Source organism: Aminobacter aminovorans (assembly GCF_900445235.1).
Lineage (GTDB): Bacteria > Pseudomonadota > Alphaproteobacteria > Rhizobiales > Rhizobiaceae > Aminobacter > Aminobacter aminovorans.
This window is the reverse complement of record NZ_UFSM01000004.1, coordinates 34,204-59,210: the sequence shown is the minus strand read 5'-3', so window position 1 is coordinate 59,210 and position 25,007 is coordinate 34,204. Positions and strand designations below refer to the sequence as shown.

Below are 25,007 nucleotides of genomic sequence, written 5' to 3'. Positions count from 1 at the left end.
ACCCAGTCCCTTCCCCTGATGGGGAAGGGACGATGCCCCGGAACTTGCTGATGTCTGAACATGCTTCCAAAGCGGTAGAGCCGGCCCGGCCGATACTGACGGTCAACAACATCGAGGTGATCTACGATCACGTCATCCTCGTCCTCAAGGGCGTGTCGCTTGATGTGCCGAAGGGCGGCATCGTCGCCATCCTCGGTGCCAACGGCGCCGGCAAGACCACCACGCTTAAGGCGATCTCCAACCTGCTCAGGGCGGAGCGCGGTGAAGTCACCAAGGGCTCGATCGAGTTCGACGGCGACCGTGTCGACCGGCTCAGCCCGAACGAACTGGTGCGGCGCGGCTGCATTCAGGTGATGGAGGGCCGGCACTGCTTCGGCCATCTGTCGATCGAGGAAAACCTGCTCACCGGCGCCTTCACGCGTCGCGACGGCAACCGTGCCATCCGCGACGATCTCGACATGATCTACGACTATTTTCCGCGGCTGAAGCAGCGCCGCTCGTCGATGGCCGGCTATACCTCGGGCGGCGAGCAGCAGATGTGCGCCATCGGCCGCGCCATGATGAGTCGGCCCAAGATGATCCTGCTCGACGAGCCGTCGATGGGGTTGGCGCCGCAGGTCGTCGACGAGATCTTCGAGATCGTGAAGGATCTGAACAGCAAGCAGGGCGTGTCGTTCCTGGTGGCCGAGCAAAACACCAACATGGCGCTGAAATACGCCACCTACGGCTACATCATGGAGACTGGCCGCATCGTCATGGATGGTGACGCCGCTTCCCTGCGCGACAACGAAGACGTCAAGGAATTCTATCTCGGCATTGGCGGCGAGGGTCGCAAGTCGTTCCGCGAGGTCAAGAGCTACAAGCGGCGCAAGCGCTGGCTGGCGTGACCTGTTCCGGACAGCGCCCTGCCCCTTGTTCAAACTCCAGGTGAACCATGGTGACGAACGCACATTACGATGCCGGGGAAACCCAGGATCCGGCCGCCCGCGAGGCGGCACTTTTTGCCCGACTGCGTTCGCTTCTCGAAGGCGCGCTGCACGCCACGCCGGCCTTGCGCCAGCAACTCGAGGCCGTTGCCTTGGACGGCCTCGTCGATCGCGCAGCCCTGCAGCAGGTGCCGGTCATCCGCAAAAGCGAGCTGCTTGTCCTGCAGGCAGAGAACCCACCCTTCGCCGGACTCACCCCCACCAGGCCCGGCGCACTCAAGCGCTTGCTCGTGTCCCCCGGGCCGATCTTCGATCCCGAGGGCCGCGGCGACGACTGGTGGGGCTCAGCGCGCGCCCTGTTTGCCTCTGGGATGCGCAGGGAAGACGTCGTCCACAACGCCTTCAGCTATCACCTGACGCCGGGTGGGCACATGATGGAAGCAGGCGCGCACGCGCTTGGCTGCGCGGTGATCCCGGCCGGGGTCGGCAACACCGAGCAACAGGTCGAAGCGATCACGGTACTGAAGCCGACAGGCTACATCGGCACGCCGGATTTTCTCAAGATCCTGCTCGACCGCATGACGGCATCAGGAACTGCCAGCCCGTTCCGCCATGCGCTGGTTTCCGGCGCTGCGTTTCCGGCTTCGCTGCAGCAGGAAATCGCCAGCGCCGGCATCGACGCCTATCAGGCTTACGCCACCGCCGAGCTCGGCGTAGCCGCCTATGAAACGACAGCGCGCTCGGGCCTCGTCGTCAATGAGGGCCTGATCGTCGAGATCGTGCGTCCGGGCACTGGCGAGGCAGTCGCTCATGGCGAGGTCGGCGAGGTTGTGGTTACCCGGCTGAGCCCAGAATACCCGCTGCTGCGTTTCGGCACCGGCGACCTGTCGCGTGTGCTGCCAGGCCCGAGCGCCTGCGGCCGCACCAACATGCGGCTCGCCGGCTGGATGGGCCGCGCCGACCAGCGCACCAAGGTCAAGGGCATGTTCGTCGACCCGGCCCAGATCGCAGCGATCAGCCGGAAATTCCCGGCGCTTGGCCGCCTTCGCCTCGTCGTCAGCCGCGAGGCGGAGCAGGACGTCATGCTGCTGAAAGCAGAAGCCAGCTCAACCGGTGGCGAACTGCAGGCGGAACTCGAAGCAGCCTTGCAGGCTGCGACCAAGATGCGCGGCGGCGTCGAGATCGTCGCGCCCGGCGTCCTGCCCAATGACGGCAAGGTCATCGCCGACGAGCGGCCGGTCGAATAATCCACGGCAGAAGCTCGCCAGCAACCGCCGTCTGTAGAAAGAAGCCCGGGCTCTGCCGGGCTTTTGTTTGTCGCGGTGGATGGGTGAACCTTTGGCTCAGTGATCCATGGCCTTGACGATTTCTTCGGTCATCTTCTTTGCGTCGCCGAGCAGCATCATGGTGCCGTCCTTGTAGAACAGCGTGTTGTCGATGCCGGCATAGCCGGAGCCGAGTGAGCGCTTGACGAACAGGCAGGTGCGGGCCTTGTCGACGTCGAGGATCGGCATGCCGTAGATCGGCGAGCTCTTGTCGTCACGCGCCGACGGGTTGGTGACGTCGTTGGCGCCGATGACATAAGCGACGTCGGCCTGCGAGAACTCCGAGTTGATGTCTTCCAGTTCGAAGACCTCGTCATAAGGCACATTGGCCTCGGCAAGCAGCACGTTCATGTGACCGGGCATGCGGCCGGCAACCGGGTGGATGGCGTATTTGACTTCCACGCCATTGGCCTTGAGCTTGTCGGCCATCTCGCGCAGCGCATGCTGGGCCTGGGCCACAGCCATGCCGTAGCCCGGCACGATGATGACCTTCTGGGCGTTCATCATGAGGTACGCTGCGTCGTCGGCAGCACCTGTCTTGACCGTGCGCTGGATGCCGTCGTCGACAGCCGCCGCCGTCTCGCCGCCGAAGCCGCCTAATATGACCGAGATGAACGAGCGGTTCATGCCCTTGCACATGATGTAGGACAGGATCGCACCCGAGGAGCCGACCAGCGCACCGGTGATGATCAGCGCGAGATTGCCCAGCGTGAAGCCGAGTGCCGCTGCCGCCCAGCCCGAATAGGAGTTGAGCATCGACACCACGACAGGCATGTCGGCGCCGCCGATCGGGATGATCAAGAGCACGCCCAGCGCAAGCGACAGCGCCACGATCAGCCAGAAGATGGTGGTCGACTGGGTGGTGACCAACAGCACGATCAGCACGACCAGGCCGATGCCGAGCGCTGCGTTGATCAGGTGACGGGCCGGCAGCATGATCGGCTTGCCCGACATGCGGCCATCGAGCTTGAGGAAGGCGATGACCGAGCCGGTAAACGTGATGGCGCCGATGGCAACGCCAAGGCTCATCTCGACAAGCGCCTGGCCGTGGATGGCGCCGACGGCACCGATGCCGAAGCTTTCCGGTGCATAGATGGCTGCGGCTGCGACCATCACGGCGGCCATGCCGACGAGGCTGTGGAAGGCAGCGACAAGCTGCGGCATCGAGGTCATGGCGATGCGGCGGGCGGTGACCGCACCGACACCGCCGCCGATGGCGAGGCCGAGCACGATCAGGCCGAGGCCGGTGGCAGAGGGCTTGGCCAGCGCCAGCGTGGTCACGATGGCGATGCCCATGCCGACCATGCCGTAGGTGTTGCCCTTGCGGCTGGTGGTCGGATGCGACAGGCCGCGCAGCGCCAGGATGAACAGGATGCCGGAGACGAGATAGAGGAAGGAAGCAAGGTTCAGGGTCACGTCACTTGTCCTTCTTCTTGTACATCGCCAGCATGCGCTGGGTGACGAGGAAGCCGCCGAAGATGTTGACCGAGGCCAGCACCAGGGCAACGAAGCCGAAGCCGGTGGCAAGGCCGGAGGCGGCGATGCCGACGGCCAGCAGCGCACCGACGACGATGACCGAGGAGATCGCGTTGGTCACCGCCATCAAAGGCGTGTGCAGCGCAGGCGTCACCGACCAGACGACGTAATAGCCGACGAAGATCGCCAAAACGAAGATGGCGAAGCGGAACACGAACGGGTCGACCGCACCGCCAGTGACGGCATGTGCCGCATTGCCGGCGGCTTCCGCCGCACCTTCTGATGTGGCGAGATCCTGGACACCGAGCCGGACGGCGGCAACCGCCTGGTCGAGTTGGTCGAGGGCTTTCTGAAGACCTTCCATCATGCGTCTCCCTGCTTGGACGACTTCTGGGCCGCGGCCTTCTCGACCGGTTTCTTCTCGACCGATTTCTTGGCGGCTGGTTTCTTGGCGGCCGGTTTGTCCGCTTTGGCTTCGGCCGGCTTCTTCGGCTCAGCCTTGGCAGGTGCTGCGCTATCGGTCGCCGGGTCGTCGCCACGGTTCTGGCCGGCCACAACAGGCTTTGGCTTGTCCACTGCAGCTGCAGCCGCCGCATTGGCGAAGTTGGGGTGAACGATCTTGCCGCCGTCGGTCAGCATGGTGGCCTTGACCAGTTCGTCGTCGCGATTGATGACGATCTGCTTTGCTGTCTTGTCGACCATGGTCTCGAGGAAGGCGAACAGGTTCTTGGCATAAAGCAGCGAGGCGGACGCAGCGACCCGGCCCGGCACGTTGAGATGGCCGACGATCTTCACGCCATTGGCGGTCGTCACCACCTTGCCGGCTTGCGCACCCTCGACATTGCCGCCGCGCTCGACAGCAAGGTCGACAAGCACCGAGCCCGGCTTCATCGAGGCGACCATTGCCGCCGACACCAGCTTCGGCGCCGGACGGCCCGGGATCAGGGCGGTGGTGATGACGATGTCCTGCTTGGCGATGTGCTCGGCGGTCAGTGCCGCCTGCTTGGCCTGATACTCCTTGGACATCTCCTTGGCGTAGCCGCCGGCGGTCTCCGCTGCCTTGAACTCCTCGTCCTCGACGGCGAGGAACTTTGCGCCGAGCGAGGCGACCTGTTCCTTGACCGCCGGACGCACGTCGGTGGCCGTGACGATCGCGCCCATGCGGCGTGCGGTGGCGATCGCCTGCAGGCCGGCAACGCCGACGCCCATGATGAACACTTTGGCCGCAGGAACAGTACCGGCTGCCGTCATCATCATCGGCAGCGCCCGGTCATATTCCGAAGCACCGTCGATGACCGCCTGATAGCCGGCGAGATTTGCCTGCGACGACAGAACGTCCATCACCTGGGCTCGGGTGATGCGCGGCATGAACTCCATGGCAAACGCCGTCACCCCGGCCTTGGCCATCGCCGCCACACCGGCCTCGTTGCCATAAGGATCCATGGTGGCAAGCACCGCAGCCCCTGGCTTGTAGCCCTTGACCTCGGCCTCCGAGGGACGGCGCACCTTCAGCACGACATCGGCTTTCGAGGCATCGCCGGCTTTGCCGATGACAGCCCCCACCGCCGCATAATCGGCGTCGGGAATGCGCGACAAGGTGCCGGCACCCGTCTCGACAACAACCTCAAAACCAAGACCCACAAGGCGTTTCACCGTATCCGGTGAAGCCCCCACACGGCTCTCAATCTCATCAAGCTCTCTGGGTATGAATATCGTCCCGGACATCCGAGGTCTCCGCGCAAATGTTCGCCCGCCGGGAAATTTCCCGGCGACGCTGATGCCGTTACTGCAGTATTCGCCGATTTGACGGATCGGCCGAACCGACTAGAGAGCCGCGCATCCAAATGGAACGCCAAGGATGCTGCAAAGCCTTGAGGCCGTGCCTGATCCTACCTGAAAATCGGTTCCGATTTTCGGACTGCTGGTCTAGTGGGCGACGAGAATGCCCTTGGCTTCGAAGATCGCCCGGATCTGCCGGACATAGGCGTGGTATTCCTTGTCCTCGTGGGTCTTGCTCCACAAACGAGGCCTGGGCAGGTCGATCTTGAGGTCGAGGTCGACGCGGCCCGGACGGGGCGACATCACCAGGACGCGGTCGGCGAGGAACACGGCCTCGTCGATGCCGTGAGTGATGAACAGCACCGTGTTGCGCAGGCGCAGCCACATCGACTGCAAATCCATGATCATCTGTTCACGGGTCAGTGCGTCGAGCGCGCCGAAGGGCTCGTCCATCAGCAGCAGGCCCGGCTCCTGGATCAGCGCCCGGCAGATCGCCACGCGCTGGCGCATGCCGCCGGAAAGCTCGGAGGGATATTTGTTGCCGAAGCCTTCGAGCCCAACCTGGGCAAGCAGTTCCTCGGCGCGGGCACGGTACTTGGCGACGTCGAGCTTCTTGATCTCGATCGGCAGCAAGATGTTGTCGAGCACGGTGCGCCAGTAGAGCAGAAGATCGGACTGGAAGACCACGCCGGTCTTCGGGTGCGGCCTGCTGACGCCGTCGCCGTCGATGGCGATGCTGCCGGTCGAGGCAGGCGTCAGGCCCGCGAGAAGCGAGAGCAGCGTGCTCTTGCCGCAACCGCTGGGTCCGACGACGGCAACGAAGCTGCCGGGCTCGATCTTGAGATCGATCTTGTCGAGAGCAAGGACGTCGTCGTCCTCGCGTGTCTTGTAGATTTTGGAAAGCCGCGAAATGTCGACCGCCGCGCCCATCTGGGTAGTGGCACTCATGGGATTGCCTCACTGAACCTGTTGTCGTTGCTCGGCCGCACAAGCGGCCGGCTGATTTACTTGCGGCCTGGCTATTTGGCGGCCTGGCTACTTGGCGGCGTCGCGCTTATAGGTGACGCGGGCTTCGATGGTGTCGATGATGAAGTAAAGCATCACGCCAAGCCCGGAAATCGTCACCACGGTGGCGAAGTTGAGCGTCGTGTCGAACAGCGAGTTGGCTTGAAGCTGCAGATAGCCGAGGCCACGTTCGGCAGCGACATATTCGCCGATGACTGCACCGATGACCGCCAGCGACACCGCAACCTTGAAGCCGCCGAAGATGTTGGGCAGAGCTGCCGGCAGACGGACCTTGAAGAAGGTCTGCCATTCGCTGGCGCCCATCGAGCGGACCAGGTTGACCAGGTTCTTGTCGAGCGACTGCAGGCCGACAACCGTCGAGATGACGATCGGGAAGAACGAGATCAGGAAGGCCAGCGTGATCTTGGGCGCCCAGCCATAGCCGAGATAAAGCACAAGCAGCGGCGCCAGCGCCACCTTGGGCACCGTCTGCAGTGCCACCAGGATCGGGTAGATCGCACGCTCGAAAGCCCTGGAATAAAAGATCGCCAGCGCCAGCGGGATGCCGATCAGCACGGCCATGGCAAAGCCTGCGACGACTTCGAACAGCGTGACATAGGCGTGGGTGGCGAGCAGAGGGATCTCGTTGACGATCCGCGTGGCGATTGCCAGCGGCGTCGGCAGAACGAACTCCGAAAGCCCGGAAAGCGGGACCAGCACCTGCCAGGCGCCAAGCAGCACAACCGCCAGGATCAGCGCCGAATAGCGTTCCAGCCATGGCCCACGTGATTTTTTCCTGCTCATGCCCTTGCCTTGCTTCTTCTGCGCCCGAGCGGCGCCGATTACATCCGTGCTCGCCACCGTAGCCTCACTGCGTCAGAAGTTCATTGGTATAAAAGGACGACATCGGCTTGGCGTCGCCGATTTCCTCGACGCTGCCGATCAGCTTGATGGCGTCGGCAATCGCCTTCTCATCGATGTGGCCGATCGGTGTGCCGGCTGGCGAATGGATCGATGCCGAGGTTGCCTCGATCTGCTGTTGCACCACCTTGTCGGACGGACCCGCCTGCCAGACGGCCTTGAGCGCTGCAGTGGCGGCAGCCGGATCGGCTTTCGTCATCTCGATCGCCTTGGCGTTGGCGGCGAGGAAGCTCCGGAGAGCCGGGCCCTTCTTGGCGATGCCATCATCGCTGGCGACAACCGCCATGCCCGGCACTGCCAGGCCGAATTCGGTCAGGTCAAGGGTCGGGAACTTGGTGCCGGTCTTGTCTTCGAGTACGGGCAGATCGTTGGTCTTGTAGACGCTAACGACGTCGACCTGCTTCTGCAGGAACTGCGGCACGCGCGATTGCGAGTCCATCTGGACCTTGGAAACCTTGCTGCAATCGATCTGGTTGATCTCGCAGAAGGCGCCGAGATAGGAAGTGCCTGTCTCGCCGACGGCGTGCGCAATGGTCTTGCCTTCGAGATCCTTCGGGGTCGTCACCGCCTTGTCAGGATGCGAGATCAGCGCGATCGGCGACTCCGGCTGGTAGAGCGCGATAATCTTGACCGGCATGCCCTTCTGGATCGCCGAGATGGCAAAGATGCCGGGCAGAATGACGGCGTCTTCCTGGCCCTGGATCAGCGAACCGAGTGCCGCCTGCGAGCCGGCGCCTTCGCCGAGCTTCAGCGTCACGCCGGCATCCTTGTAGAGACCCTTCTTCTCACCGAGATAGAAGAAGCCATACTCGCCCTTCAGCTTCCAGCTGAAGCGGACGTTGACGTCTTCCGCCATGGCGCTGTGACTGGCAAGAACGGTGGCGACAGCAGCCGTGGCGATGAGCGCCGTGCCGCGAATGAGACCTGTGGCGTACAACATTTCTCTCCTCCCTAACGAGCACCATGCCGGCGCCCCTATGGCCCGAAGGCCTGCCTCTCCCCGGAACGAGGCGCGACAGCTTTCGCTCTCAAACCTCATTCTTGATCTCATAGTGTGATCACATTTCATGATTGTCAAGCGATGAATCGGAACTGGCGAAGCGCGAATTTACGTGTCCGACCGATGCTTCGACCGGCAATCCCTGCCGCTGCGGCAAGCATCGGAAATTGCTGGCGGATTCACCACGCGTCGAGACGACGCAACCCCGCCCATTGCCGGGCGAGCGCGATCACAGTTCAATGAACATCCTGGAATTGCCTGGGAAACGCGAAACGAGCGCAGTCAGTTCGCAGCGGCGAAGGTGCTCGGCAATGAGCGTTCAATCGCGCTTCGGCTCAGGTTGCGCGCGATGAACACCAGCCAGCCGCGCGCCGTATCCTGCGGCCAGCGCGGCAAATATTCGGGCGGGTAGACAACGTGCTGGACACCGTGGATGACCACCGGCCGGGGATCGCCCTTGACCGCCAGCAACCCTTTGACACGCAGGATCGATTGACCGCGGCCGGCAAGCAGCAGCTCGAGCCAGTCGACAAAGGCTGCCCAGTCGACCTCCCTGTCGACCTGGACGGCAAAGGTCTCGATGCCATCGCTGTGCCGCCCCGCCATCGGCGTGTCGGCCATCTCGAAGTGACGCGGTTCCCAGTCCTCGTCGTAACGGAAGATATCACCGGTGCCGGGCATGGAACTGCGGCTGGAAACAAGCTGGCGAACCTGCGGGTTCAACTTGCCGACCTCCTGGCCAAGCGCATCCAGTCGCCATGGCTCGACAAGGTCAGACTTGGTGATCACCACGCAGTCGGCGAGCGCAACCTGCTGTACGGCCTCGGCAAAACTGCCGATGCTGGTGGCGCCGCTGACGCCGTCGACGGTGGCAACGATACTGCCCGCCCGATAGCCGCGACGGAGCTTGATGTCGCTCATCACTGCCTGCATGATCGGCGCGGGGTCGGCGAGGCCCGTGGTCTCCACCACGACCCGGCGGAACGGCGCCACCTCGCCACGACGAACCATCGCCAGAAGGTCCGCCAGAGTGGATACGAGATCATCGCGCACGGCGCAGCACAGGCAGCCCGAAGACAACAGCACGGCGTCTTCGGCAACCTCGCGCACCAGCAGATGGTCGAGCCCGACTTCGCCGAACTCGTTGATGATCACGGCCGTATCAGCGAGATCCGGCTCGCCGAGAAGGTGCCGCAGGAAAGTCGTCTTGCCGCTTCCGAGGAAGCCGGTCAGCACGTGGACCGGAATTCTGTCGTCGGTCGCCGCAGCGGCAGGCAACATGATCAGTTGACCTCGAAGATCGCGTCCACTTCGACCGGCACATTGCGCGGCAGCGAGTAGCAACCGACGGCGGCACGGGCATGACGGCCAGCCTCGCCGAACACCTCGACCATCAGGTCGGAGGCACCGTTGATGACCTTGGGATGATCCCTGAAGTCAGGCTCGGCATTGACGAAGCCGCCAAGACGTATGACCCCTACAACGCGGTCGAGATCGCCGTCCAGCGCCTGCTTGAGCTGTGCCAGGATGTTGACGGCGCAGAGCCGCGCCGCGGCCTGGCCCTCCTCGACGGTGAAATCGGACCCGAGCTTGCCGGTGAACTTGTCCTTGCCGCCTTCGGCTGGAACCTGGCCCGAGACATAGACCTGGTTGCCCAGCCGGCGGGCCGGCACGTAGTTGGCAGCTGGCGCAACGGTCGCCGGCAGGCTGATGCCCAGGCGAGCAAGGTTCTGTTCAACTTTTCCCACCATGGCAGGATCCTCCCAGATCGTGATGTCAGTAATCGAATTGCAGATCCGCCCCCTGCGCGAAAGGCAGCTCGATGCCTTGCGAGCCGGCGACGCTGAGCAGCGCCTTGCAGGTGGTGCGGATGTCGTGGACGATGCCCTTCTTGGCAGCGGCGGCATTGCCGTCTTTCAGCGCCGCAAGAATGTCCTCATGGTCCGACGCGTTCCATGGCATCGAGGGGATCAGCAAAGACATGTACATTGTCGGGCCGAACTGCAGCCACAGCGACTCGATCAGCGGCATCAGCACATCGGACGCGGCCGCTTCATAGAGCGTGAAATGGAATTTCTGGTTGAAGGAAAGGCAGTTGAGGATGTCACGCTTTTCGATCGCCACCAGGAGCTGCTTGTTGATCGCAGCGAGTTCGCTGATCAGCGCCGGCGACGCCCTCTTGGCGGCAAGCTCGGCGGCCATTCCCTCAAGCATCTCGCGCACGGCAAAAAGGTCGCTCAGCTTGTCCGGACTCAGCCGCGGCACACGCACCGAACCGCCCTTGGTTTCCTCGAGCGCATTGGCCGCAACCAGGCGGCTCAGCACTTCGCGCACCGGCATGGGACTGGTGCCGAAGCCGGCGGCCAGCTTGCGCAGGCTCATCACCTGGCCGGGCAGGAAGGCACCGACCATCAAGCCGCGGCGCATGTAACGCAGCACATGCCCGTGGACATGCCCGCGCTCCTTCTTGGCTGTTTCGGTGCCGCCGTTGCTGGCGTCCTCAGTCTTGTCTATCCGCATTCTGTTTCTCCGCCGCTCGCAAGGTTCCTCAAGAATTGCGCTGTACGAGGAACGGCGTCAGGCAGCGGGCTTGCCGCAGACAGTCGCCGGCCGGGGGCAGAAGTTGACAGGCCGCAATCTGTGATCTCATATTGTGATCAATAAATGATCTTTGCCGAAACGGCAACCTTTAACTGCCCGGCTGGTTCGCCAACAAACATCGCGAGCGCCTGAGCACCTAGGCATCGCATCAGCCCCAGGAGAGGCCGTCCATGACTGCACAGCTTGTATTGCGCGAACAGCTCGCCGACGGCGCAAGGATGAGCCGGTACGTGCTGCGCAACGTGCGTCTCAACAGTGCGGTGACAAACTGGAGTGCCATGGATGCCGCAGGGTTCTTTCTTGCTGACCTGACTGTAGAGCACGGCAGGATATTGGCAACAACTCCCGCGCGCAGCCAACCCACTGAAACAATTGACAACGGCCTGTTTTCCATAGACGTAGGCGGTCGCGTCGCCCTGCCCACCTTCGTCGACTGCCACACCCATCTGGACAAGGGCCATATCCTGCCGCGCACGCCGGCGGCGAACGGGACATTCGACGGCGCACTGGCGGCAACACGCGCCGACCGGACCGCCAACTGGTCTGCCGGGGATGTCTTCAAGCGCATGGACTTCGCCTTGCGCTCGGCTTTCCACCACGGCACCTCGGCGATACGCACCCACGTCGACTCGCAGCCGCCGCAGGACGCCATTTCCTGGCCGGTGTTCTCTGAACTCCGGCAGCATTGGCGCGGTCGCATCGACTTGCAGGCCTCCTGCCTGTTTCCCATCGACATGGCCCGCGACGACACCTTGCTCGATGGCATGACCAGGCGGGTGGCTGCCGCCGGCGGTACGCTTGGGGCGGTTGCCTATCCTGCACCCGACATCGACCACCTGCTCGACCGCATGTTTGCTGCCGCGGTCAGGAATGGCCTGGATCTCGACTTCCACGCCGACGAGACCTCCGACCCAACAGCCGACGCGCTTCGGCGCATCGCCGAGGCCAAGCTACGCGCATCATTTGCCGGCAAGGTGCTGGTCGGACATTGCTGTTCACTGGCGGTGCAGGATGAGGCAATCGTCGATGCAACGCTGGACACGGTCGCGACCGCGAGCGTTGCCGTCGTGGCGCTGCCGACCTGCAACCTCTATCTGCAGGACCGCCGCAATGGCGCGACCCCGAGATGGCGCGGCGTGACCTTGCTGCACGAGATGAAAAAGCGCGGCATCGCGGTGGCGCTCGCCTCCGACAACACGCGCGACCCGTTCCATTCCTACGGCGATCTCGACATGCTCGACACGTTCCGCCTCGGCACGCGCGTACTACATCTCGACCACCCGAGTGGCGACTGGATCAGGGCCGTGACCACGACCCCGGCCGAGGTCATGGGTCTCGGAGCCAAGGGCGGCATCGCCGAGGGGCAGCCCGCTGATTTCATTCTCTATGAAGGCCGCAGCTGGTCGGAGGTGCTTTCGCGCGCGGAGAGCAACCGCATCGTCATCCGCAATGGGACACCGATTTCGACCTCACTGCCTTCCTACGCCGAACTCGACGGGCTTGAAGGCCTGGCGCTCGGCTGAGCCGGGACGACGTCAGCGACCAAGAAAAAGGCCGCCGAAATCCGGCGGCCTTTTTACATCAGTATACACGAGCGGATCAGGCCGAGGCGCCGACCTGGTAGAGCTCGACCTTGGTGCCGTCGGGGTCGGCGATGTAGATGGTCAGGCCATAGGGCCCATCATGCAGGTCGGTGTAGTACTTGACCCCGGCCTTCTTCAGCCTGGCATCCATGGCGCGCACATCGTTGACCTCGAAGGCGATGTGATCGAGCTGGCGGTGGTCCGAAGCCTTGCCGTGGATCAGCGCAATGCCCTGGTGGAAGGCCGTGAACGGACGGCCGTCGGCCAGCGGCTTGGCTGGACGGATCGTGAAGCCGAGCTGGTTGGTGTAGAAGGCGACCGACGTGTCGATATCGTTGACCATGATCAGCTGGTGGCCATAGTTTGTGACACGCGGCTTGACCTGCTCGCCGATCCAGTCGAGGACCTCGGACGAGTGGGCGATCTCGCAGAAATACTGCTTCCAGACCTGCTTGGCAGTGGCTTCCCATTCGGCATTGACGCCCGACACGCAGTCATCGACGGCAATGACGTCGAGGTCACGCAGATAGGCCTCGCGGATCGAGGTCTCGACGCAGGCGTTGGTGGTCGCACCGGTGACAAACAGGTGCTGGGTGCCGAGCATCTTCAGCATCATTTCGAGGCGCGTCTCGTAGAAGGCGCCGAAGCGGTGCTTGCGGATGACGAAGGCCGGATCGAAATCGGCCAGCGGCTTCAGCTCGTCGATGATCTGCTCGTCCCAGCTGCCGGCCAGCGCCGACACCTGCTTGCGGCGCGCTGTATGGCCGAGCAGCTTCTTCTTAGCGCGGTTCTGGTCGACCGCGAAGTGCTCCTGCATCGTCCAGATGACCGGGATGCCGGTGTCCTGGCAGCGCTTGATCAGCTTGGCCAGCGGCGGCACGATCGCCGACAGGCGCTTGGTGTCGACGCCGGAAACACCGAGTGTGCCCTTTTCGTGGATGAAGGCGTTCTGCAGGTCGATGACCAGCAGTGCCGACTTGCGATAATCGAGAACGTCGAGCGCCATCACTTGTGCTCCACCATGTCGATGCCGAGCACGCCGCCGCGACCCCAGCTGTCCTTGGGCGTCTCATGGATCACCACATGCAGGTGATCAGGCTTGCAGGCGGCTTCCTCGACCATGGCCTTGGTAATGGCTTTCACGAGGTTGCGCTTCTGCTCGACAGTGCGCCCCTCCCACATCTCTACGACGACGAACGGCATGTTATTTCTCCTCTCTTTCGCTGGGCATCGCGCCGGAGGCCCATACGGGCACGGCCGGCGCAAAGCCCGAAACCAGATCGTTGTTGGCCCGGTCGGTGCCCGAGAGCAGCCACAGCGGGCGGTTCGAGTAATTGACCAGCACCTGCTCTTCCATGCAGGCACGGTTGGCCGGATGGTTCGTATCGCGGTCAAACCGGCTCGTCGCCGGCATCAGCCTGACGACGAAGAGTGGTTCCGACGCCTCGAAACCGCTAAGTGCATCAGGATCGATCTCCCCCAGCCCAATGGCTTTCGCCTCCAGCTCTTCCCTGCCGACGGCCACCAGCACCACGACGCCTGCCAGCGGCGTCACCGGCCAATAGCGGCCTTCGCCGCCCTCGGCGACAAACTCACCATAGCGGCCTGCCTCGGGAAAAAGCTCGCTGTCCCAGAGGATGACATCGGGCCCGATGACCTTCTTCGCGGCATCGATCACGACATCGCTCTCGCACAGGTCGAGAAAGCTCCACGGATCGGTCAGGCCGATGCAGTGGCCCCATGGATTGTGGATCCCCGACAGCCTCTCCTGGCGGATCGTCGCCTTGCCGGCGACGATCCTGGCCACCGCCTCGCGTACCGGCAGACGCGCCGGTGTCAGCGAAATACGACCAGCCAGGTCGAGATGATCGGAGACCTCTGAGGTCATGACGGCACTGTCACGCAGCGGCCGCGGCCGTAATGGCTTTCGGCGACCACGCCGTTTTCGTAGACCACGTCGCCGCGAGCGATCGTCATCACCGGCCACCCCTTGAGCTTCCAGCCTTCATAGATGCAGGTGCCCTTGCCGGTGTGGGTAACCGAACGCTCCTCGTCGAGGTCGACCAGCACGAGATCGGCGTCAAAGCCGACGTCGATATGGCCCTTGCGCGGCCAAAGGCCGAAGCGCCGCGCCGGATTGAATGAATTGAGCTCGACCAGACGGCTGAGCGGCAGCCCACGCTGGTGCACGCCGAAATGCAGCATCAGCGACAGCTCCCACGGGAAGCTGACGACGCCGGGGAATTCCGTCCACAAATCCTCGAGCTTCTTGGGCAGGAACGGCACGTGGTCGGTGCCGAGGCTGTAGACCGAGCCGTTGAGCATGCCGGCCCACAGGCCTTCGAGTTCGTTGCGGTCGCGCAGCGGCGGCGAGATCTTGGCGCGCATGTCCAGATCGTCGTCATAGCAGGTGCGCGTCAGGTAATGCGGGCATGTCTCGACAGTGACGTGGACGCCGCGCGCCTGCGCCTCGGCTGCCAGCACCGGGCCCATGCCGACCGACGTATGCACCAGATGCAGCGAGCAGCCGGTCTTCTCGGCCAGGAAGATCATACGCCTGATCGTCTCGACCTCGCAGAAGGCCGGGCGCGATTCTGTATAGGCGCCGAGGTCCTGGCGTCCGGTCGCGGCGATCTCCTTCTTGATCCACGAGGCGATCTGGGTGTTCTCGCAATGGACGTTGATGACGCCGCCGGGGATCTTCGACAGGATGCGCATTGCCGCGTAGACCCAGCCGTCCGTCGCCGGCACGATGCCGATCGGATTGTCGGGCTCGTAGCCGAAATAGCACTTGAACGACTTCACGCCGGTCTTTGCGACGATCTCGGGGATCTCGGCAATGTGCTCCTCGCGCTGGATGCCGAAGTGAAAGCCGAAGTCGATGACCGAGTTCTCCTCGCCCAGCGCCTTCCGCTCCTCGTAGAACGGCAGATAGGATTCCTTGAGATTGCGGATGTAGAGCAGCGCCGTGGTGACGCCGCCCGAAGCCGCGGCCGCCGTCTCGGTCCGCATGTCCTCGGGATAGGGAAACTTCACGCCGAGATGGCAGTGCGGGTCGATCAGGCCGGGCATCAGAACCCGGCCCTCGGCGTCGATGGTACGGGTCGCGTCCGGCAGCACCTCGTCGGCGCCGGTCAGCACGATCTTGCCGTCCTTGACCGCGACGCCGCCGTGGAATTCGCCGTCGTGGCGAACCACCCGCGCGTTCTTGATGACCAGATCCGCCTTCATCACTTCTGCTCCAATATGCCTTCGATGCGTCTTGAGATGCCGCTCCACTGACTGCGGCCGACGGTGATCGGCGCGCGTGCGCCCATGCCTCGTGCCCAGATCGCCTTCATCCCGAGTTCGGCTGCAGCCTCCCTGTCGATGGTGCCGGGCGGGGCCGCGACGTCGACCAGCAGCGCATGCTTGGGCAGCAGCTTGAGCTGGTCGCGATCAAGCAGCCGCTTCGGCACGCTGCCGATAACGATATCCATCTTCGGCAGGTATTCAGGCAATTGTTCGAGCGTCAGCGATTCAGCACCCGCCGCATAAGCAGCCGCGCGCTGCACCGGGTTGCGCGCCGCGACATGGACATGGGCGCCGAGCGCCACCAGCGTGTTGGTCAACAGCGAGCCGATGGTGCCCTGCCCGACAAGGCAGATGTTGGACTTGTGGATGGTAATCTCAGTGTTCTCGATGATCACCTTGAGCACGCCCTCGACGATCGCCGGGCCGCGTAGCAGCATCAGGTCGACGTCCCACTCATATTCGTGCAGCGTGATGCCGAGTTCCGCGCAATGGCCCTTCAGATTGGCATCGCCCCAGCCGAGGATGATGTGGCCCGGCTTGCGCATGCCCTCCAGCATCTCGCGCGTCGGGATGATCTTTTCAGGGCACTTTGGCGCAAACAGCGCACCTTCGGCGGTGATGCCCGGGATCGGGAACAGCGCGATGTCGGCACCTTTCAGCGCGTCGGCGGCATCCTTGGCGTGATAGACGCCCTCGATGCCCTCCTCCGGCCAGGGAAAACCGTAAGCACGGACGGTGGCGCCGGCGCGCACGGCGCAGCGGGCAATCTCCTGTTCGCGGGCGTCGCCGGCGACGACGGCGATGACTGTGTTGTTCCAGCTCATTTCGCCCTCACCTTCTGAATGACCTGATCCCGAGACATGCCGGCGATACCCATCGCCTCGGCGGTGCGACCGCCCTTGCGATAGTCTGTGCCGACGGCGATCTGCGCCAGGCTGTAGAGAGAATGCGCCACGGGGGTGTCGACGCCGGCAATGCGGGCGAATTCGAGGAATGGCAGCAGGCCGTGGCCGAAATCTTCCTTGTAGTAGCGGTATTCGAGCGAATCCGGACCCTTGATGCGCTTGTTGGCCTCGCCGCCGGCAATCGCCGCGCGGAAGTCGGAAGTGTCGGTGACATCGGCCTCGACCGTACCGAGCAGCTTCATCTCCTCGACGAGGTTGGGCAGATCATGCCCGAAGGCCCTGGCGACCGCCAGACGCTCGTCGTCGAGCTGTTTCATGACGCGGGCGACGCCGGGGGTCATCGCATCGACGTAAAAGGTGAAGTTGCCGCCAGTCGCCTCGACCCAGGCAGCGGCAAGGACAGCCGCCGGCGGATGCAGGACCATGTTGACGTTGGAGAGGTCGGAAGCGATCACGTCGGCAACCGGGGTAAGGCCCGGATAGAGTTTTCCCGCGATCTCCAGCACCTCGGAGCCGCCCTTCAGCGCCGCGGCCTTGAGCTGCTTGGCGCGGCCGGAGACGGTGACGCCATCGGGGCGGTACTTGCGTGCGACATAGGTCAGGGTCGAGAACTCGACGACGGGCGGTGCCGCGCGGCCAGTGCGCGAAAAAGTCTCGGCGAATTCGAGCGCGCCACCGGTGTGACCGGGATTGAGCACCACGGGTTTGCTCGAGGGCCAGCCGGCAGCCGCAAGCGCCGAGGCGATGGCCGAATGCGAAAAGGTGGGCAGGACGACGACCGCGACATCGACGCCATCGATTGCCGCCTTGAGATCGGTGGTGATCAGCGCGGGCTTGGCCACGCCCTCGCCGAGCTTGCCTTCATAGGCGACACCACCCAGCTTGACATGCGGCTCCAACGTTTCGGCCGAACGCGCCCAGAAATGGACGTCATGACCGGCCTGGACCAACTCTGCGACCGAGGCTGCACCGCCCGCGCCGGCTCCTAATACTGCAACTTTCATTCTCTCCTCCGGGGGCCGAGGTACGGCTATTGGGCCGCACGACCTCATGCTCGAAACGGGTACTCCTCCCCGTTCCTCGCGCCAATTGATTGTCATCAATCAGTTTGATCACACTTTATGATCACACTGTAAATTGTCAAGCGGAAGAATGCGCTTCCGTCACTCACGCGGCCTGATGCTTCAGCCCTGCCGCCTCGATGCCTGAAATGGCGGCGAGTTCGTCATTGTCCGATGTGTCGCCAGTGATGCCGACGGCGCCGAGCAACTTGCCCGACGCGTCGCGGATCAGCACGCCCCCCGGCACCGGCACGATCTTGCCGCCGGAGACGGCGTTGAGCCCTTCCATGAAGTGCGGCCGCTCCTTCGCCGTCTGGTCGAGCCAGCGCGAGCCCATGCCGACAGCGAGCGCGCCATAGGCTTTGCCCGAGGCGATCTCGTAGCGCAGCATCGATGCGCCATCCTGCTTCTGGAAAGCCTTGAGATGGCCGCCGGCGTCGAGCACGGCAACCGTCAGCGGCTTCATCTTCACGTCCGATCCTTTGGCGAATGCGGCTTCGATGATGGCGTTGGCCTTGGCGAGCGTCAGTTCGGACATGTTTGCTTCCTCAATTCGTAATCTTGGGTTGTGACGCAATGCGGCGCTTCGCCTTGAGCTCGAGCCTGCGCTTGTGGAGAACCGGTTCGGTGTAGCCATTGGGCTGGGCGCGGCCTTCGAAGACGAGGTCGCAGGCGGCGCGGAAGGCGGTCGACTGGTCGAACTCGGGCGCCATCGGCTTGTAGAGCGGATCACCGACATTCTGCCGGTCGACGATCGCCGCCATGCGCTGCAGCGAATCCATCACCTGGATGTGCGAGCAGACGTCGTGGCGCAGCCAGTTGGCGATGTGCTGGGACGAGATGCGCAAGGTGGCCCGGTCTTCCATCAGCCCGATGTCGTTGATGTCGGGAACCTTGGAGCAGCCGACGCCCTGGTCGATCCAGCGCACGACATAACCCAGGATGCCCTGCGCATTGTTGTCGAGCTCACGCTGGATCTCGTCGGGCGTCCAGTTGGGACGAACGACGACTGGCACCGACAGGATGTCGTCGAGCCGCGCCTTGGGCCGGCTCTTCAGCTCGGCCTGGACGGCATGCACGTCGACCTTGTGGTAGTGGGTGGCATGAAGCGTCGCTGCCGTCGGCGACGGCACCCAGGCGGTGTTGGCGCCGGCGCGTGGGTGGGCGATCTTCTGCTCCAGCATCGCTGCCATCAGGTCGGGCATCGCCCACATGCCCTTGCCGATCTGGGCATGGCCCGACAGGCCGCATTCGAGCCCGGTGTCGACGTTCCAGGCCTCATAGGCATTGATCCATGGCGCCTGCTTCATGTCGCCCTTGCGCACCATGGGGCCGGCTTCCATCGAGCTGTGGATTTCGTCGCCGGTGCGGTCGAGGAAGCCGGTGTTGATGAACACCACGCGTTCCTTGGCGGCACGGATGCATTCCCTGAGGTTGATCGTGGTGCGCCGCTCCTCGTCCATGATGCCCATCTTGATGGTCTTGCGCGGCATGCCGACAAGCCGCTCGACGCGGTCGAAGATCTCGACGGCAAAGGCAACTTCCTCGGGACCATGCATCTTCGGCTTGACCACATACATCGAGCCGGCGCGGGAATTCATGCGACGCCCGTTCTGACCGACGTCATGAAGCGCAATCAGCGCGGTGATCGCCGCATCCATGATGCCTTCGGGCACCTCATGGCCGTCGCGGTCGTGGATCGCGGGATTGGTCATCAGGTGGCCGACATTGCGCACCAGCATCAACGAGCGGCCGGGCAGCGAAACGGTCTTGCTATCGGCACCGGTGTAGGAACGGTCGGCGTTCAGCTTGCGGGTGACAAGCTTGCCGCCCTTGTCGAAGCTTTCCGCGAGATCGCCCCTCATCAGGCCGAGCCAGTTGCGGTAGACGGTGACCTTGTCTTCGGCGTCGACTGCCGCAACCGAATCCTCGCAGTCCTGGATGGTGGTGAGAGCGGACTCCAGGATCATGTCGGAGATACCGGCCGGATCGGTCTTGCCGATCGCACTGTCCCTGTCGACCACCACCTCGACATGCAGGCCGTTCTTGACCAGCAGCACCGCGTCTGGATTCTTTGCCTCGCCGCGATAGCCGGCGAATTGTTTTGCATCGCTCAGTGCAACCGAACCGGACGCAGTCGCAAGCTTGAGCGCGCCGCCCTCGACCGCAAGCCCGGTCACCTCGCTCCAGCTGCCTTGAGCCAGCGGTGCCGACTGATCGAGGAACGCCTTGGCCCAGGCAATGACCTTTTGGCCACGCTTGGGATTGTAGCCCTTGGTCTTCTCGGCGCCGTCGGCATCCGGGATCGCATCGGTGCCGTAGAGCGCGTCATAGAGCGAACCCCAGCGCGCATTGGCGGCGTTCAGCGCATAACGCGCATTCATCACCGGCACGACAAGCTGCGGCCCGGCGACGGTGGCGATCTCCGGATCGACATTCTCGGTTGTCACCGCAAAGGCTGGCCCCTCGGGGACCAGATAACCGATCTCGCTCAGGAACGCCTTGTAGGCGGCCATGTCGTGCGGGGCGCCGTGCTTGCGGTACCAGGCATCGAGCTTGAGCTGGAAGTCGTCGCGCTTTTCCAACAGCGCCCGGTTCTTCGGCGCCAGATCATGCACGATTGCGGCAAAACCCTCCCAGAACGCATCCGCATCCACACCCGTCCCCGGCAGAGCCTCCGAGACCACGAAGTCGTGGAGCACGCGCGCAACAGAAAGGCCATGGACGAAGACACTGTCGTCAATCCGGTTCATCATGTTCATCGTCATAACTCCCGGTCAGGCTGCAAGTGCAGCGTCGGTGCGGAACTCGCCCGAAATGGTCTCCACGACCATCTGGGCCGTTGCCGCCGACAGCGTCCAGCCGAGATGACCATGGCCGGTATTGTAGAACACGCCGGGCTGACGGCCCTTGCCGACCCTCGGCATCATGTTCGGCATCATCGGCCTGAGACCTGCCCAGGGCACGACCCTGTTGGTGTCGACATCCGGGAACAGCATGCGTGTCCAGTCGACCAGCGGCCTGACGCGGTCATCGCGGATGTCGCGATTCATGCCGTTGAACTCGGCGGTGCCGGCAACCCGGAAGCGCCCGGCGCCAAGGCGGCTGGTGACGATCTTGGCGCGATCGTCGAGCAGGCTGACCCATGGTGCAGCAGCCTGGCTGCGCTCGTCGTCGAGATGCACGGTGATGGAATAGCCCTTGACCGGGTAGACATTGACCCGGTCGCCGAGCATCGCTGCGAAATGGCGGCTGGCGGAACCGGCGCAGATGACGATGCCGTCGGCCTCGACGACCCTATAGTCGGGCTGGCCGTCAGCACCGTCGGTCGTGTAGCCGATGCAGAACATGCCATCCCGGGCGATACGGTCGACATTGGCGTCGAAGACGAAGCGCGCACCGCGCCGCTCGCAGGCGTTGGCGAGGCCGAAGGTGAACTTGTGGATGTCGCCGGTCGAGTCCGACGGCGTATAGAAGCCGCCATGAAAATCGCCATTCAACGTCGGCTCGATCGACTTCACCTCCTCAGCCGTCACCGGCCGGCGGTCGAGACCGCCCTCGACCAGCATCGCATTGACCTTCAGCGCGTGCTGGAAACTCGGTCTGTCCCAGTAGAAATGGAGGATGCCGCGACGGACATGGTCGAAGTCGATGTTCTCGCGCTCAGCAATCGCAAACAGGTGCTTGCGCGCGGCAATCGCCAGCCGCGTCGTCTCCACCGTGTTGTCGCGGTAATGTGCGATGTTTGAGACGAACTCAGCCAGCCAGGCATATTTGTGCCAGGTTGGCCGGGGGTTCATCAGCAGCGGCGCATCACTGCGCAGCATCCACTTGATGCCCTTGAGCAAGGTCGACCAGTGGTTCCAGACCTCGGCGTTGCTGGCCGACAGCTGGCCGCCATTGGCAAACGACGTTTCCATCGCGGCATAACGCTGGCGATCGACGACAGTGACGGTGTAGCCGCGCTCCAGAAGGGCATAGGCAGTGGTGACGCCGGTGATACCGGCGCCGATAACGGCAATATGGGGCATTTCACTCTCCGCGAACAAAGTTGGGTGCGGGCCGGAACCCGCTGTTTTCCCCAATCTGTCGCTGTACCTGAGAGCTTAACCGCGCCGGCCTTGCCGGTGCGGCTTTCCCCTTCGGTGGACGCTCGAGGCGCCTCTCTCCAGATCGTTCAACTGCATGGTCACTTTTGCCTGAGAGTTTCCTGGGGGGTTGCTCCGTCGGCGTCGGCCGGTGTCATCTCGCAGCGGCCGATCTCTCCCATGCAGCCTCTTGAACGCATGTCTTCATAGCTGGTGGCGCACCCTTCCGCAACGCGAGACGCGGCAGGGTCCAGCCCTCAGTTGCCTTCGTCGTACAGCGTCGTGGTCGTCTCGACGTCTTCCTCGTGCAGGCCAGCGCGCACCACGGCGGCGGCTGCCAGTTCGCGCGCCTTGCGGCGTATGCCCGCCTCGTCGACACCCTGCACCTTGCCGTCGACATAGACCGCCTTGCCGTCGACCCAGGTCTGGGTGATCGAGGCCGTCGAGGCCGAGAACACCAGCGCCTGCAGCGGATCGTAGAACGGCGTCCACTCGACATGGTCGAGATCGAACAGGATGAAGTCGGCCTTCTTGCCGATCTCCAGCGAGCCGATCTCGTCGTCCCACATCAGGGCGCGCGCGCCCTCGATGGTGGCGGCACGCAGCGCATCGCGGGCAGTGAAGATGTCGGGCTTCAGCCGCGCGTCCTTGAACATGCCGGCAACGACAAGCATCTGCCGCATCAGGTTCATGTTGCCGGCGGCCGAGACACCGTCGGTGCCGAGGCCGACCTTGACGCCGGCCCTGACCATCTCGGGGTATTTGCCGATCGACGTCGCGCCCTTGCCGAGCTTGAATGACGAGCACGGGCAGAAGGCGACGCTGGCGCCGCGTTCGGCCAGAAGCTTGACCTCCTCGTCCGACACGGCCGCGCCGTGGGCGATGACCAGGTTCTTGCGGATGCCGCCGGCATTGTCGACGCGGGTGATCGGCCAGCAGCCATATTTGCTTTCGCAGACCTTGGCCTCCTCGATGGAGGTCGCCAGGTGGTAGGTCGTGCCGACGCCCAGCTTCTCGGCCAGCGCCACGGCACCGACATGCAGTTCGAGACTGCAGGGCTCCTTGCCCTCGATGTTGACCCAGCAACGGGCACGACCGTCGAGCGTGTTGTTGTAGCGCAGCACGTTTTCCTCGAGCACCTTCAGCGCCGTTTGCGCATCGGGGAAGAAATGATGCTCGGCCATCTCCTCGGTCCAGCCGCGCGGCAACTCCGACGGGCGATTGTCGGCGGCGTGGCGGCCGGTGATGCCGCGGATGCCGGTCTTGTCCATGGCGCGGATGACGATGCCGGGATCGTATTGCGAGCCCATGTCGAGGAAGCAGGTGGTGCCGCAGCGCAGCATCTCGGTGATGCCGAGCAGCGCGCCCCAGTATTCGTCTTCCTCCGTTATGTGGGCGTAGAAGGGCTTGGCCCAGTGGAACACCCAGGCGCGGGTGTTGAGATTGTCAGGGAAGACCGCGCGGGAAAGGGTCTCGGACAGATGCACGTGACTGTCGACGAAGCCAGGGCAGATGCCCAGCATGGTGCCGTCGATGACCTTGTCGAAGCTCGTGCCCTTGTGGCGCGATGCCACCTCGCCGGCCGTTCCGATGTCGGCGATGCGGTCGTTCTCGACCACCACGCTCGCATTGCGCAGCACCGTGTCGTTCTTGTCGACTGTGAAAGCGAAGTTCAGATTTTCGATCAGCGTACGCATGCAGCTCCACCCAATGCTTTACCCACGGACCCTCCAGATCGCGTCGCCGGTCCGTGACGGCGGGCGATATCCGAGCATTCGCACACTCTTCCGAGCGGAACGCGACGGCCGGGCCAACAATCACCCCGGCCGCCATTTCGCAAGCAGTAGCGCTTAGGCCACCGCCTTGACCTTGCCGCCTTGCCTGGCGGTGCCGCAGAGGATCAGCTTGTCGGTGTCGGCGTAATCGGACAACAGCTCCGAGCCCTTCGACGTCACCAAAAGCATGTCCTTGTTCTGCATGCCGTAGCCATAGCCGGTGTCGTAGCAGAGCGGCTCGAAGCCAAGCACCATGTTCTCTTCCAGCGGCGCATCGCTGCCCGGCTTGCCAAGCACCGGCGTCAGGCCGAGATAGGGGTCTTCGTGCAGGTGCAGGCCAATGCCGTGGCCAACGAACGAGATCGGCGGCAGGTTGAGCTTGGCGAGCTTGGCGATGAAGGCGTCGTAGATCTCGCGGCAGCTCGCACCCGGCTTCACCTTCTCCATGATCTCATACTTGCACTCGACCAGGTGAGCCCAGATCTTGTCGGCCATGGGCGGCGCTTCGCCGACAATGGCGGTGCGGCAGACGCCGGCCTGGTAGCCATTGATGACCGAGAAGATCTCGACGCGGCAGACATCGCCGCGCTTGAGGACGCGATCGGACGGGCCGACATTGGGCAGTACCGAGCGCTCGCCGGTGGCGACGATCAGAAGCTTGAAGTGTTCGGCGCCGAGCGAATAGACGTTGCGGGTCAAGTGCCCGGCAATGTCCATCTCGGAGTCGCCGGCATCGACCACGGCCAGCGTGTCGGTGATCGCCTGGTCGGCGATGCGCGACAGCTTGCTGAGCAGTGCGATCTCTTCGGCCGTCTTGATCTGGCGCAGCCGCGCCAGGATCGGTTCGGCATGCTCGAAGCGCGCGCCTGGCATCGCCGCGATCAGACGGGCGAAATCGCCTGCCGGCAGATAGTCCATCTCGAGGCCGATACGCGACTTGGCAAGGCCGAGGCCGGCGAGCTGATCGGCCAGCACCAGCATCGGATCGTCGGAGAATTCGGCCCAGATACGGGCCGGCATGTCGGGCAAGCGGCGCTTGATCGTCGATGCTTCCATGTCGACGCCGAAGATCGCGGTGCGGCCGTCAGCTGTGACGATGGTCATCGCATGGCGGTGACGGATCAGCGGCTGAGACGGCACGACGAAGCCTGTGGTATAGGCAAAGTTCTCGGGCGACGAGCAGATGATGGCGTCGAGCCCATGCTCGGCCATTGCCCTCACCTGCTTGGCTACGATTTCTGCCCGCATGATTTCGTTCCTCTCCTTGA

23 protein-coding genes and 1 riboswitch are annotated in these 25,007 nt (G+C 63.7%); of the genes, 3 read left to right on the top strand and 20 right to left on the bottom strand.

The annotated features are described in order from the left end of the window. The first annotated feature begins 50 nt into the window (after positions 1–50). Together DY201_RS27890 and DY201_RS27885 are read left to right on the top strand one after the other, a co-directional pair. Positions 51–887 carry an ABC transporter ATP-binding protein gene (locus DY201_RS27890; protein ID WP_115734586.1) on the top strand — a complete coding sequence of 279 codons (837 nt, stop codon included), beginning with the start codon at positions 51–53 and terminating at the stop codon, positions 885–887. Between the two features lie 50 nt (positions 888–937). Further along, a complete protein-coding gene (locus tag DY201_RS27885; RefSeq protein WP_425358774.1) occupies positions 938–2,173 on the top strand; it encodes a phenylacetate--CoA ligase family protein in 1,236 nt (411 codons plus the stop codon). A 96-nt stretch (positions 2,174–2,269) separates the two neighbouring features. Here the strand turns inward: DY201_RS27885 and DY201_RS27880 are convergent, their stop codons facing one another. The 9 genes from DY201_RS27880 to DY201_RS27840 all read right to left on the bottom strand — a co-directional run bounded on the left by DY201_RS27880 (position 2,270) and on the right by DY201_RS27840 (position 10,952). Beyond that, positions 2,270–3,667 (bottom strand): NAD(P)(+) transhydrogenase (Re/Si-specific) subunit beta, encoded by a 1,398-nt coding sequence (locus tag DY201_RS27880; RefSeq protein ID WP_115730840.1) that lies wholly within the window; start codon positions 3,665–3,667, stop codon positions 2,270–2,272. 1 nt (position 3,668) lies between these two features. After that, positions 3,669–4,094: a proton-translocating transhydrogenase family protein gene (locus DY201_RS27875; RefSeq protein WP_115730839.1), complete on the bottom strand. Its 426-nt coding sequence runs from the start codon at positions 4,092–4,094 to the stop codon at positions 3,669–3,671. Then, complete coding sequence (locus tag DY201_RS27870; RefSeq protein ID WP_115734584.1) at positions 4,091–5,452, bottom strand: Re/Si-specific NAD(P)(+) transhydrogenase subunit alpha; 1,362 nt, start codon at positions 5,450–5,452, stop codon at positions 4,091–4,093. The genes DY201_RS27875 and DY201_RS27870 overlap by 4 nt, the downstream gene beginning before the upstream one ends. Positions 5,453–5,653: 201 nt before the next feature. After that, positions 5,654–6,454: an ABC transporter ATP-binding protein gene (locus tag DY201_RS27865; protein ID WP_115734583.1), complete on the bottom strand. Its 801-nt coding sequence runs from the start codon at positions 6,452–6,454 to the stop codon at positions 5,654–5,656. An 87-nt stretch (positions 6,455–6,541) separates the two neighbouring features. Beyond that, a complete protein-coding gene (locus DY201_RS27860) occupies positions 6,542–7,315 on the bottom strand; it encodes an ABC transporter permease (protein ID WP_165916015.1) in 774 nt (257 codons plus the stop codon). A 64-nt stretch (positions 7,316–7,379) separates the two neighbouring features. Further along, entirely contained in the window at positions 7,380–8,372 is a 993-nt protein-coding gene (locus tag DY201_RS27855; protein WP_115734581.1) for an ABC transporter substrate-binding protein, read from the bottom strand. Between the two features lie 342 nt (positions 8,373–8,714). Then, positions 8,715–9,713 carry a CobW family GTP-binding protein gene (locus tag DY201_RS27850; protein ID WP_115734580.1) on the bottom strand — a complete coding sequence of 333 codons (999 nt, stop codon included), beginning with the start codon at positions 9,711–9,713 and terminating at the stop codon, positions 8,715–8,717. 2 nt (positions 9,714–9,715) lie between these two features. Then, positions 9,716–10,183, bottom strand: coding sequence for a RidA family protein (locus DY201_RS27845; protein ID WP_115734579.1), 468 nt, complete (start codon positions 10,181–10,183; stop codon positions 9,716–9,718). Between the two features lie 25 nt (positions 10,184–10,208). After that, positions 10,209–10,952 carry a GntR family transcriptional regulator gene (locus DY201_RS27840; protein WP_115734578.1) on the bottom strand — a complete coding sequence of 248 codons (744 nt, stop codon included), beginning with the start codon at positions 10,950–10,952 and terminating at the stop codon, positions 10,209–10,211. 251 nt (positions 10,953–11,203) lie between these two features. Between DY201_RS27840 and DY201_RS27835 the strand changes: the two genes are divergently transcribed. After that, positions 11,204–12,556 carry a cytosine deaminase gene (locus DY201_RS27835; RefSeq protein ID WP_115734577.1) on the top strand — a complete coding sequence of 451 codons (1,353 nt, stop codon included), beginning with the start codon at positions 11,204–11,206 and terminating at the stop codon, positions 12,554–12,556. A 76-nt stretch (positions 12,557–12,632) separates the two neighbouring features. Here DY201_RS27835 and DY201_RS27830 read toward each other — a convergent pair whose 3' ends face one another. The 11 genes from DY201_RS27830 to DY201_RS27780 form a co-directional block, all read right to left on the bottom strand. Continuing rightward, positions 12,633–13,622 (bottom strand): isochorismatase family protein, encoded by a 990-nt coding sequence (locus DY201_RS27830; RefSeq protein WP_115734576.1) that lies wholly within the window; start codon positions 13,620–13,622, stop codon positions 12,633–12,635. After that, the gene (locus DY201_RS27825; protein WP_018431063.1) at positions 13,622–13,819 is read right to left on the bottom strand and encodes a 2-hydroxymuconate tautomerase; all 198 of its coding nucleotides are present in this window, start codon (positions 13,817–13,819) and stop codon (positions 13,622–13,624) included. Before DY201_RS27825 ends, DY201_RS27830 begins: the two co-directional genes overlap by 1 nt. A gap of 1 nt (position 13,820) precedes the next feature. Then, on the bottom strand, positions 13,821–14,504 hold the full coding sequence (locus tag DY201_RS27820; RefSeq protein WP_115734575.1) for a resolvase: 684 nt from the start codon (positions 14,502–14,504) through the stop codon (positions 13,821–13,823). Then, positions 14,501–15,847, bottom strand: a complete 1,347-nt coding sequence (locus DY201_RS27815) for a dihydroorotase (protein WP_115734574.1) — start codon at positions 15,845–15,847, stop codon at positions 14,501–14,503. The genes DY201_RS27820 and DY201_RS27815 overlap by 4 nt, the downstream gene beginning before the upstream one ends. Beyond that, positions 15,847–16,734: a dipicolinate synthase subunit DpsA gene (locus DY201_RS27810; RefSeq protein WP_115734573.1), complete on the bottom strand. Its 888-nt coding sequence runs from the start codon at positions 16,732–16,734 to the stop codon at positions 15,847–15,849. Before DY201_RS27810 ends, DY201_RS27815 begins: the two co-directional genes overlap by 1 nt. Next, positions 16,731–17,819 carry an NAD/NADP octopine/nopaline dehydrogenase family protein gene (locus DY201_RS27805; RefSeq protein ID WP_115734572.1) on the bottom strand — a complete coding sequence of 363 codons (1,089 nt, stop codon included), beginning with the start codon at positions 17,817–17,819 and terminating at the stop codon, positions 16,731–16,733. The genes DY201_RS27810 and DY201_RS27805 overlap by 4 nt, the downstream gene beginning before the upstream one ends. 163 nt (positions 17,820–17,982) lie before the next feature. Continuing rightward, positions 17,983–18,414 carry a GlcG/HbpS family heme-binding protein gene (locus tag DY201_RS27800; RefSeq protein ID WP_115734571.1) on the bottom strand — a complete coding sequence of 144 codons (432 nt, stop codon included), beginning with the start codon at positions 18,412–18,414 and terminating at the stop codon, positions 17,983–17,985. A gap of 10 nt (positions 18,415–18,424) precedes the next feature. After that, positions 18,425–20,644 (bottom strand): malate synthase G, encoded by a 2,220-nt coding sequence (locus DY201_RS27795; RefSeq protein WP_425358773.1) that lies wholly within the window; start codon positions 20,642–20,644, stop codon positions 18,425–18,427. A 9-nt stretch (positions 20,645–20,653) separates the two neighbouring features. After that, on the bottom strand, positions 20,654–21,907 hold the full coding sequence (locus DY201_RS27790; RefSeq protein WP_115734570.1) for a D-amino acid dehydrogenase: 1,254 nt from the start codon (positions 21,905–21,907) through the stop codon (positions 20,654–20,656). Between the two features lie 145 nt (positions 21,908–22,052). Further along, positions 22,053–22,155, bottom strand: a riboswitch (glycine riboswitch). A gap of 66 nt (positions 22,156–22,221) precedes the next feature. After that, positions 22,222–23,661, bottom strand: a complete 1,440-nt coding sequence (locus DY201_RS27785) for an amidohydrolase family protein (protein ID WP_115734569.1) — start codon at positions 23,659–23,661, stop codon at positions 22,222–22,224. A gap of 153 nt (positions 23,662–23,814) precedes the next feature. Further along, on the bottom strand, positions 23,815–24,987 hold the full coding sequence (locus DY201_RS27780) for a M24 family metallopeptidase (protein ID WP_115734568.1): 1,173 nt from the start codon (positions 24,985–24,987) through the stop codon (positions 23,815–23,817). Positions 24,988–25,007: the final 20 nt, after the last annotated feature.

Coding starts and splice junctions, on each gene's coding strand:
- DY201_RS27830 (WP_115734576.1), bottom strand. CDS start 13,622: ATGGCGCTCGACGTTCTCGATTATCGCAAGTCGGCACTGCTGGTCATC.
- DY201_RS27780 (WP_115734568.1), bottom strand. CDS start 24,987: ATGCGGGCAGAAATCGTAGCCAAGCAGGTGAGGGCAATGGCCGAGCAT.
- DY201_RS27825 (WP_018431063.1), bottom strand. CDS start 13,819: ATGCCGTTCGTCGTCGTAGAGATGTGGGAGGGGCGCACTGTCGAGCAG.
- DY201_RS27785 (WP_115734569.1), bottom strand. CDS start 23,661: ATGCGTACGCTGATCGAAAATCTGAACTTCGCTTTCACAGTCGACAAG.
- DY201_RS27865 (WP_115734583.1), bottom strand. CDS start 6,454: ATGAGTGCCACTACCCAGATGGGCGCGGCGGTCGACATTTCGCGGCTT.
- DY201_RS27820 (WP_115734575.1), bottom strand. CDS start 14,504: ATGACCTCAGAGGTCTCCGATCATCTCGACCTGGCTGGTCGTATTTCG.
- DY201_RS27845 (WP_115734579.1), bottom strand. CDS start 10,183: ATGGTGGGAAAAGTTGAACAGAACCTTGCTCGCCTGGGCATCAGCCTG.
- DY201_RS27795 (WP_425358773.1), bottom strand. CDS start 20,644: ATGACGATGAACATGATGAACCGGATTGACGACAGTGTCTTCGTCCAT.
- DY201_RS27875 (WP_115730839.1), bottom strand. CDS start 4,094: ATGATGGAAGGTCTTCAGAAAGCCCTCGACCAACTCGACCAGGCGGTT.
- DY201_RS27790 (WP_115734570.1), bottom strand. CDS start 21,907: ATGCCCCATATTGCCGTTATCGGCGCCGGTATCACCGGCGTCACCACT.
- DY201_RS27855 (WP_115734581.1), bottom strand. CDS start 8,372: ATGTTGTACGCCACAGGTCTCATTCGCGGCACGGCGCTCATCGCCACG.
- DY201_RS27890 (WP_115734586.1), top strand. CDS start 51: ATGTCTGAACATGCTTCCAAAGCGGTAGAGCCGGCCCGGCCGATACTG.
- DY201_RS27840 (WP_115734578.1), bottom strand. CDS start 10,952: ATGCGGATAGACAAGACTGAGGACGCCAGCAACGGCGGCACCGAAACA.
- DY201_RS27835 (WP_115734577.1), top strand. CDS start 11,204: ATGACTGCACAGCTTGTATTGCGCGAACAGCTCGCCGACGGCGCAAGG.
- DY201_RS27810 (WP_115734573.1), bottom strand. CDS start 16,734: ATGAGCTGGAACAACACAGTCATCGCCGTCGTCGCCGGCGACGCCCGC.
- DY201_RS27815 (WP_115734574.1), bottom strand. CDS start 15,847: ATGAAGGCGGATCTGGTCATCAAGAACGCGCGGGTGGTTCGCCACGAC.
- DY201_RS27800 (WP_115734571.1), bottom strand. CDS start 18,414: ATGTCCGAACTGACGCTCGCCAAGGCCAACGCCATCATCGAAGCCGCA.
- DY201_RS27860 (WP_165916015.1), bottom strand. CDS start 7,315: ATGAGCAGGAAAAAATCACGTGGGCCATGGCTGGAACGCTATTCGGCG.
- DY201_RS27805 (WP_115734572.1), bottom strand. CDS start 17,819: ATGAAAGTTGCAGTATTAGGAGCCGGCGCGGGCGGTGCAGCCTCGGTC.
- DY201_RS27870 (WP_115734584.1), bottom strand. CDS start 5,452: ATGTCCGGGACGATATTCATACCCAGAGAGCTTGATGAGATTGAGAGC.
- DY201_RS27850 (WP_115734580.1), bottom strand. CDS start 9,713: ATGTTGCCTGCCGCTGCGGCGACCGACGACAGAATTCCGGTCCACGTG.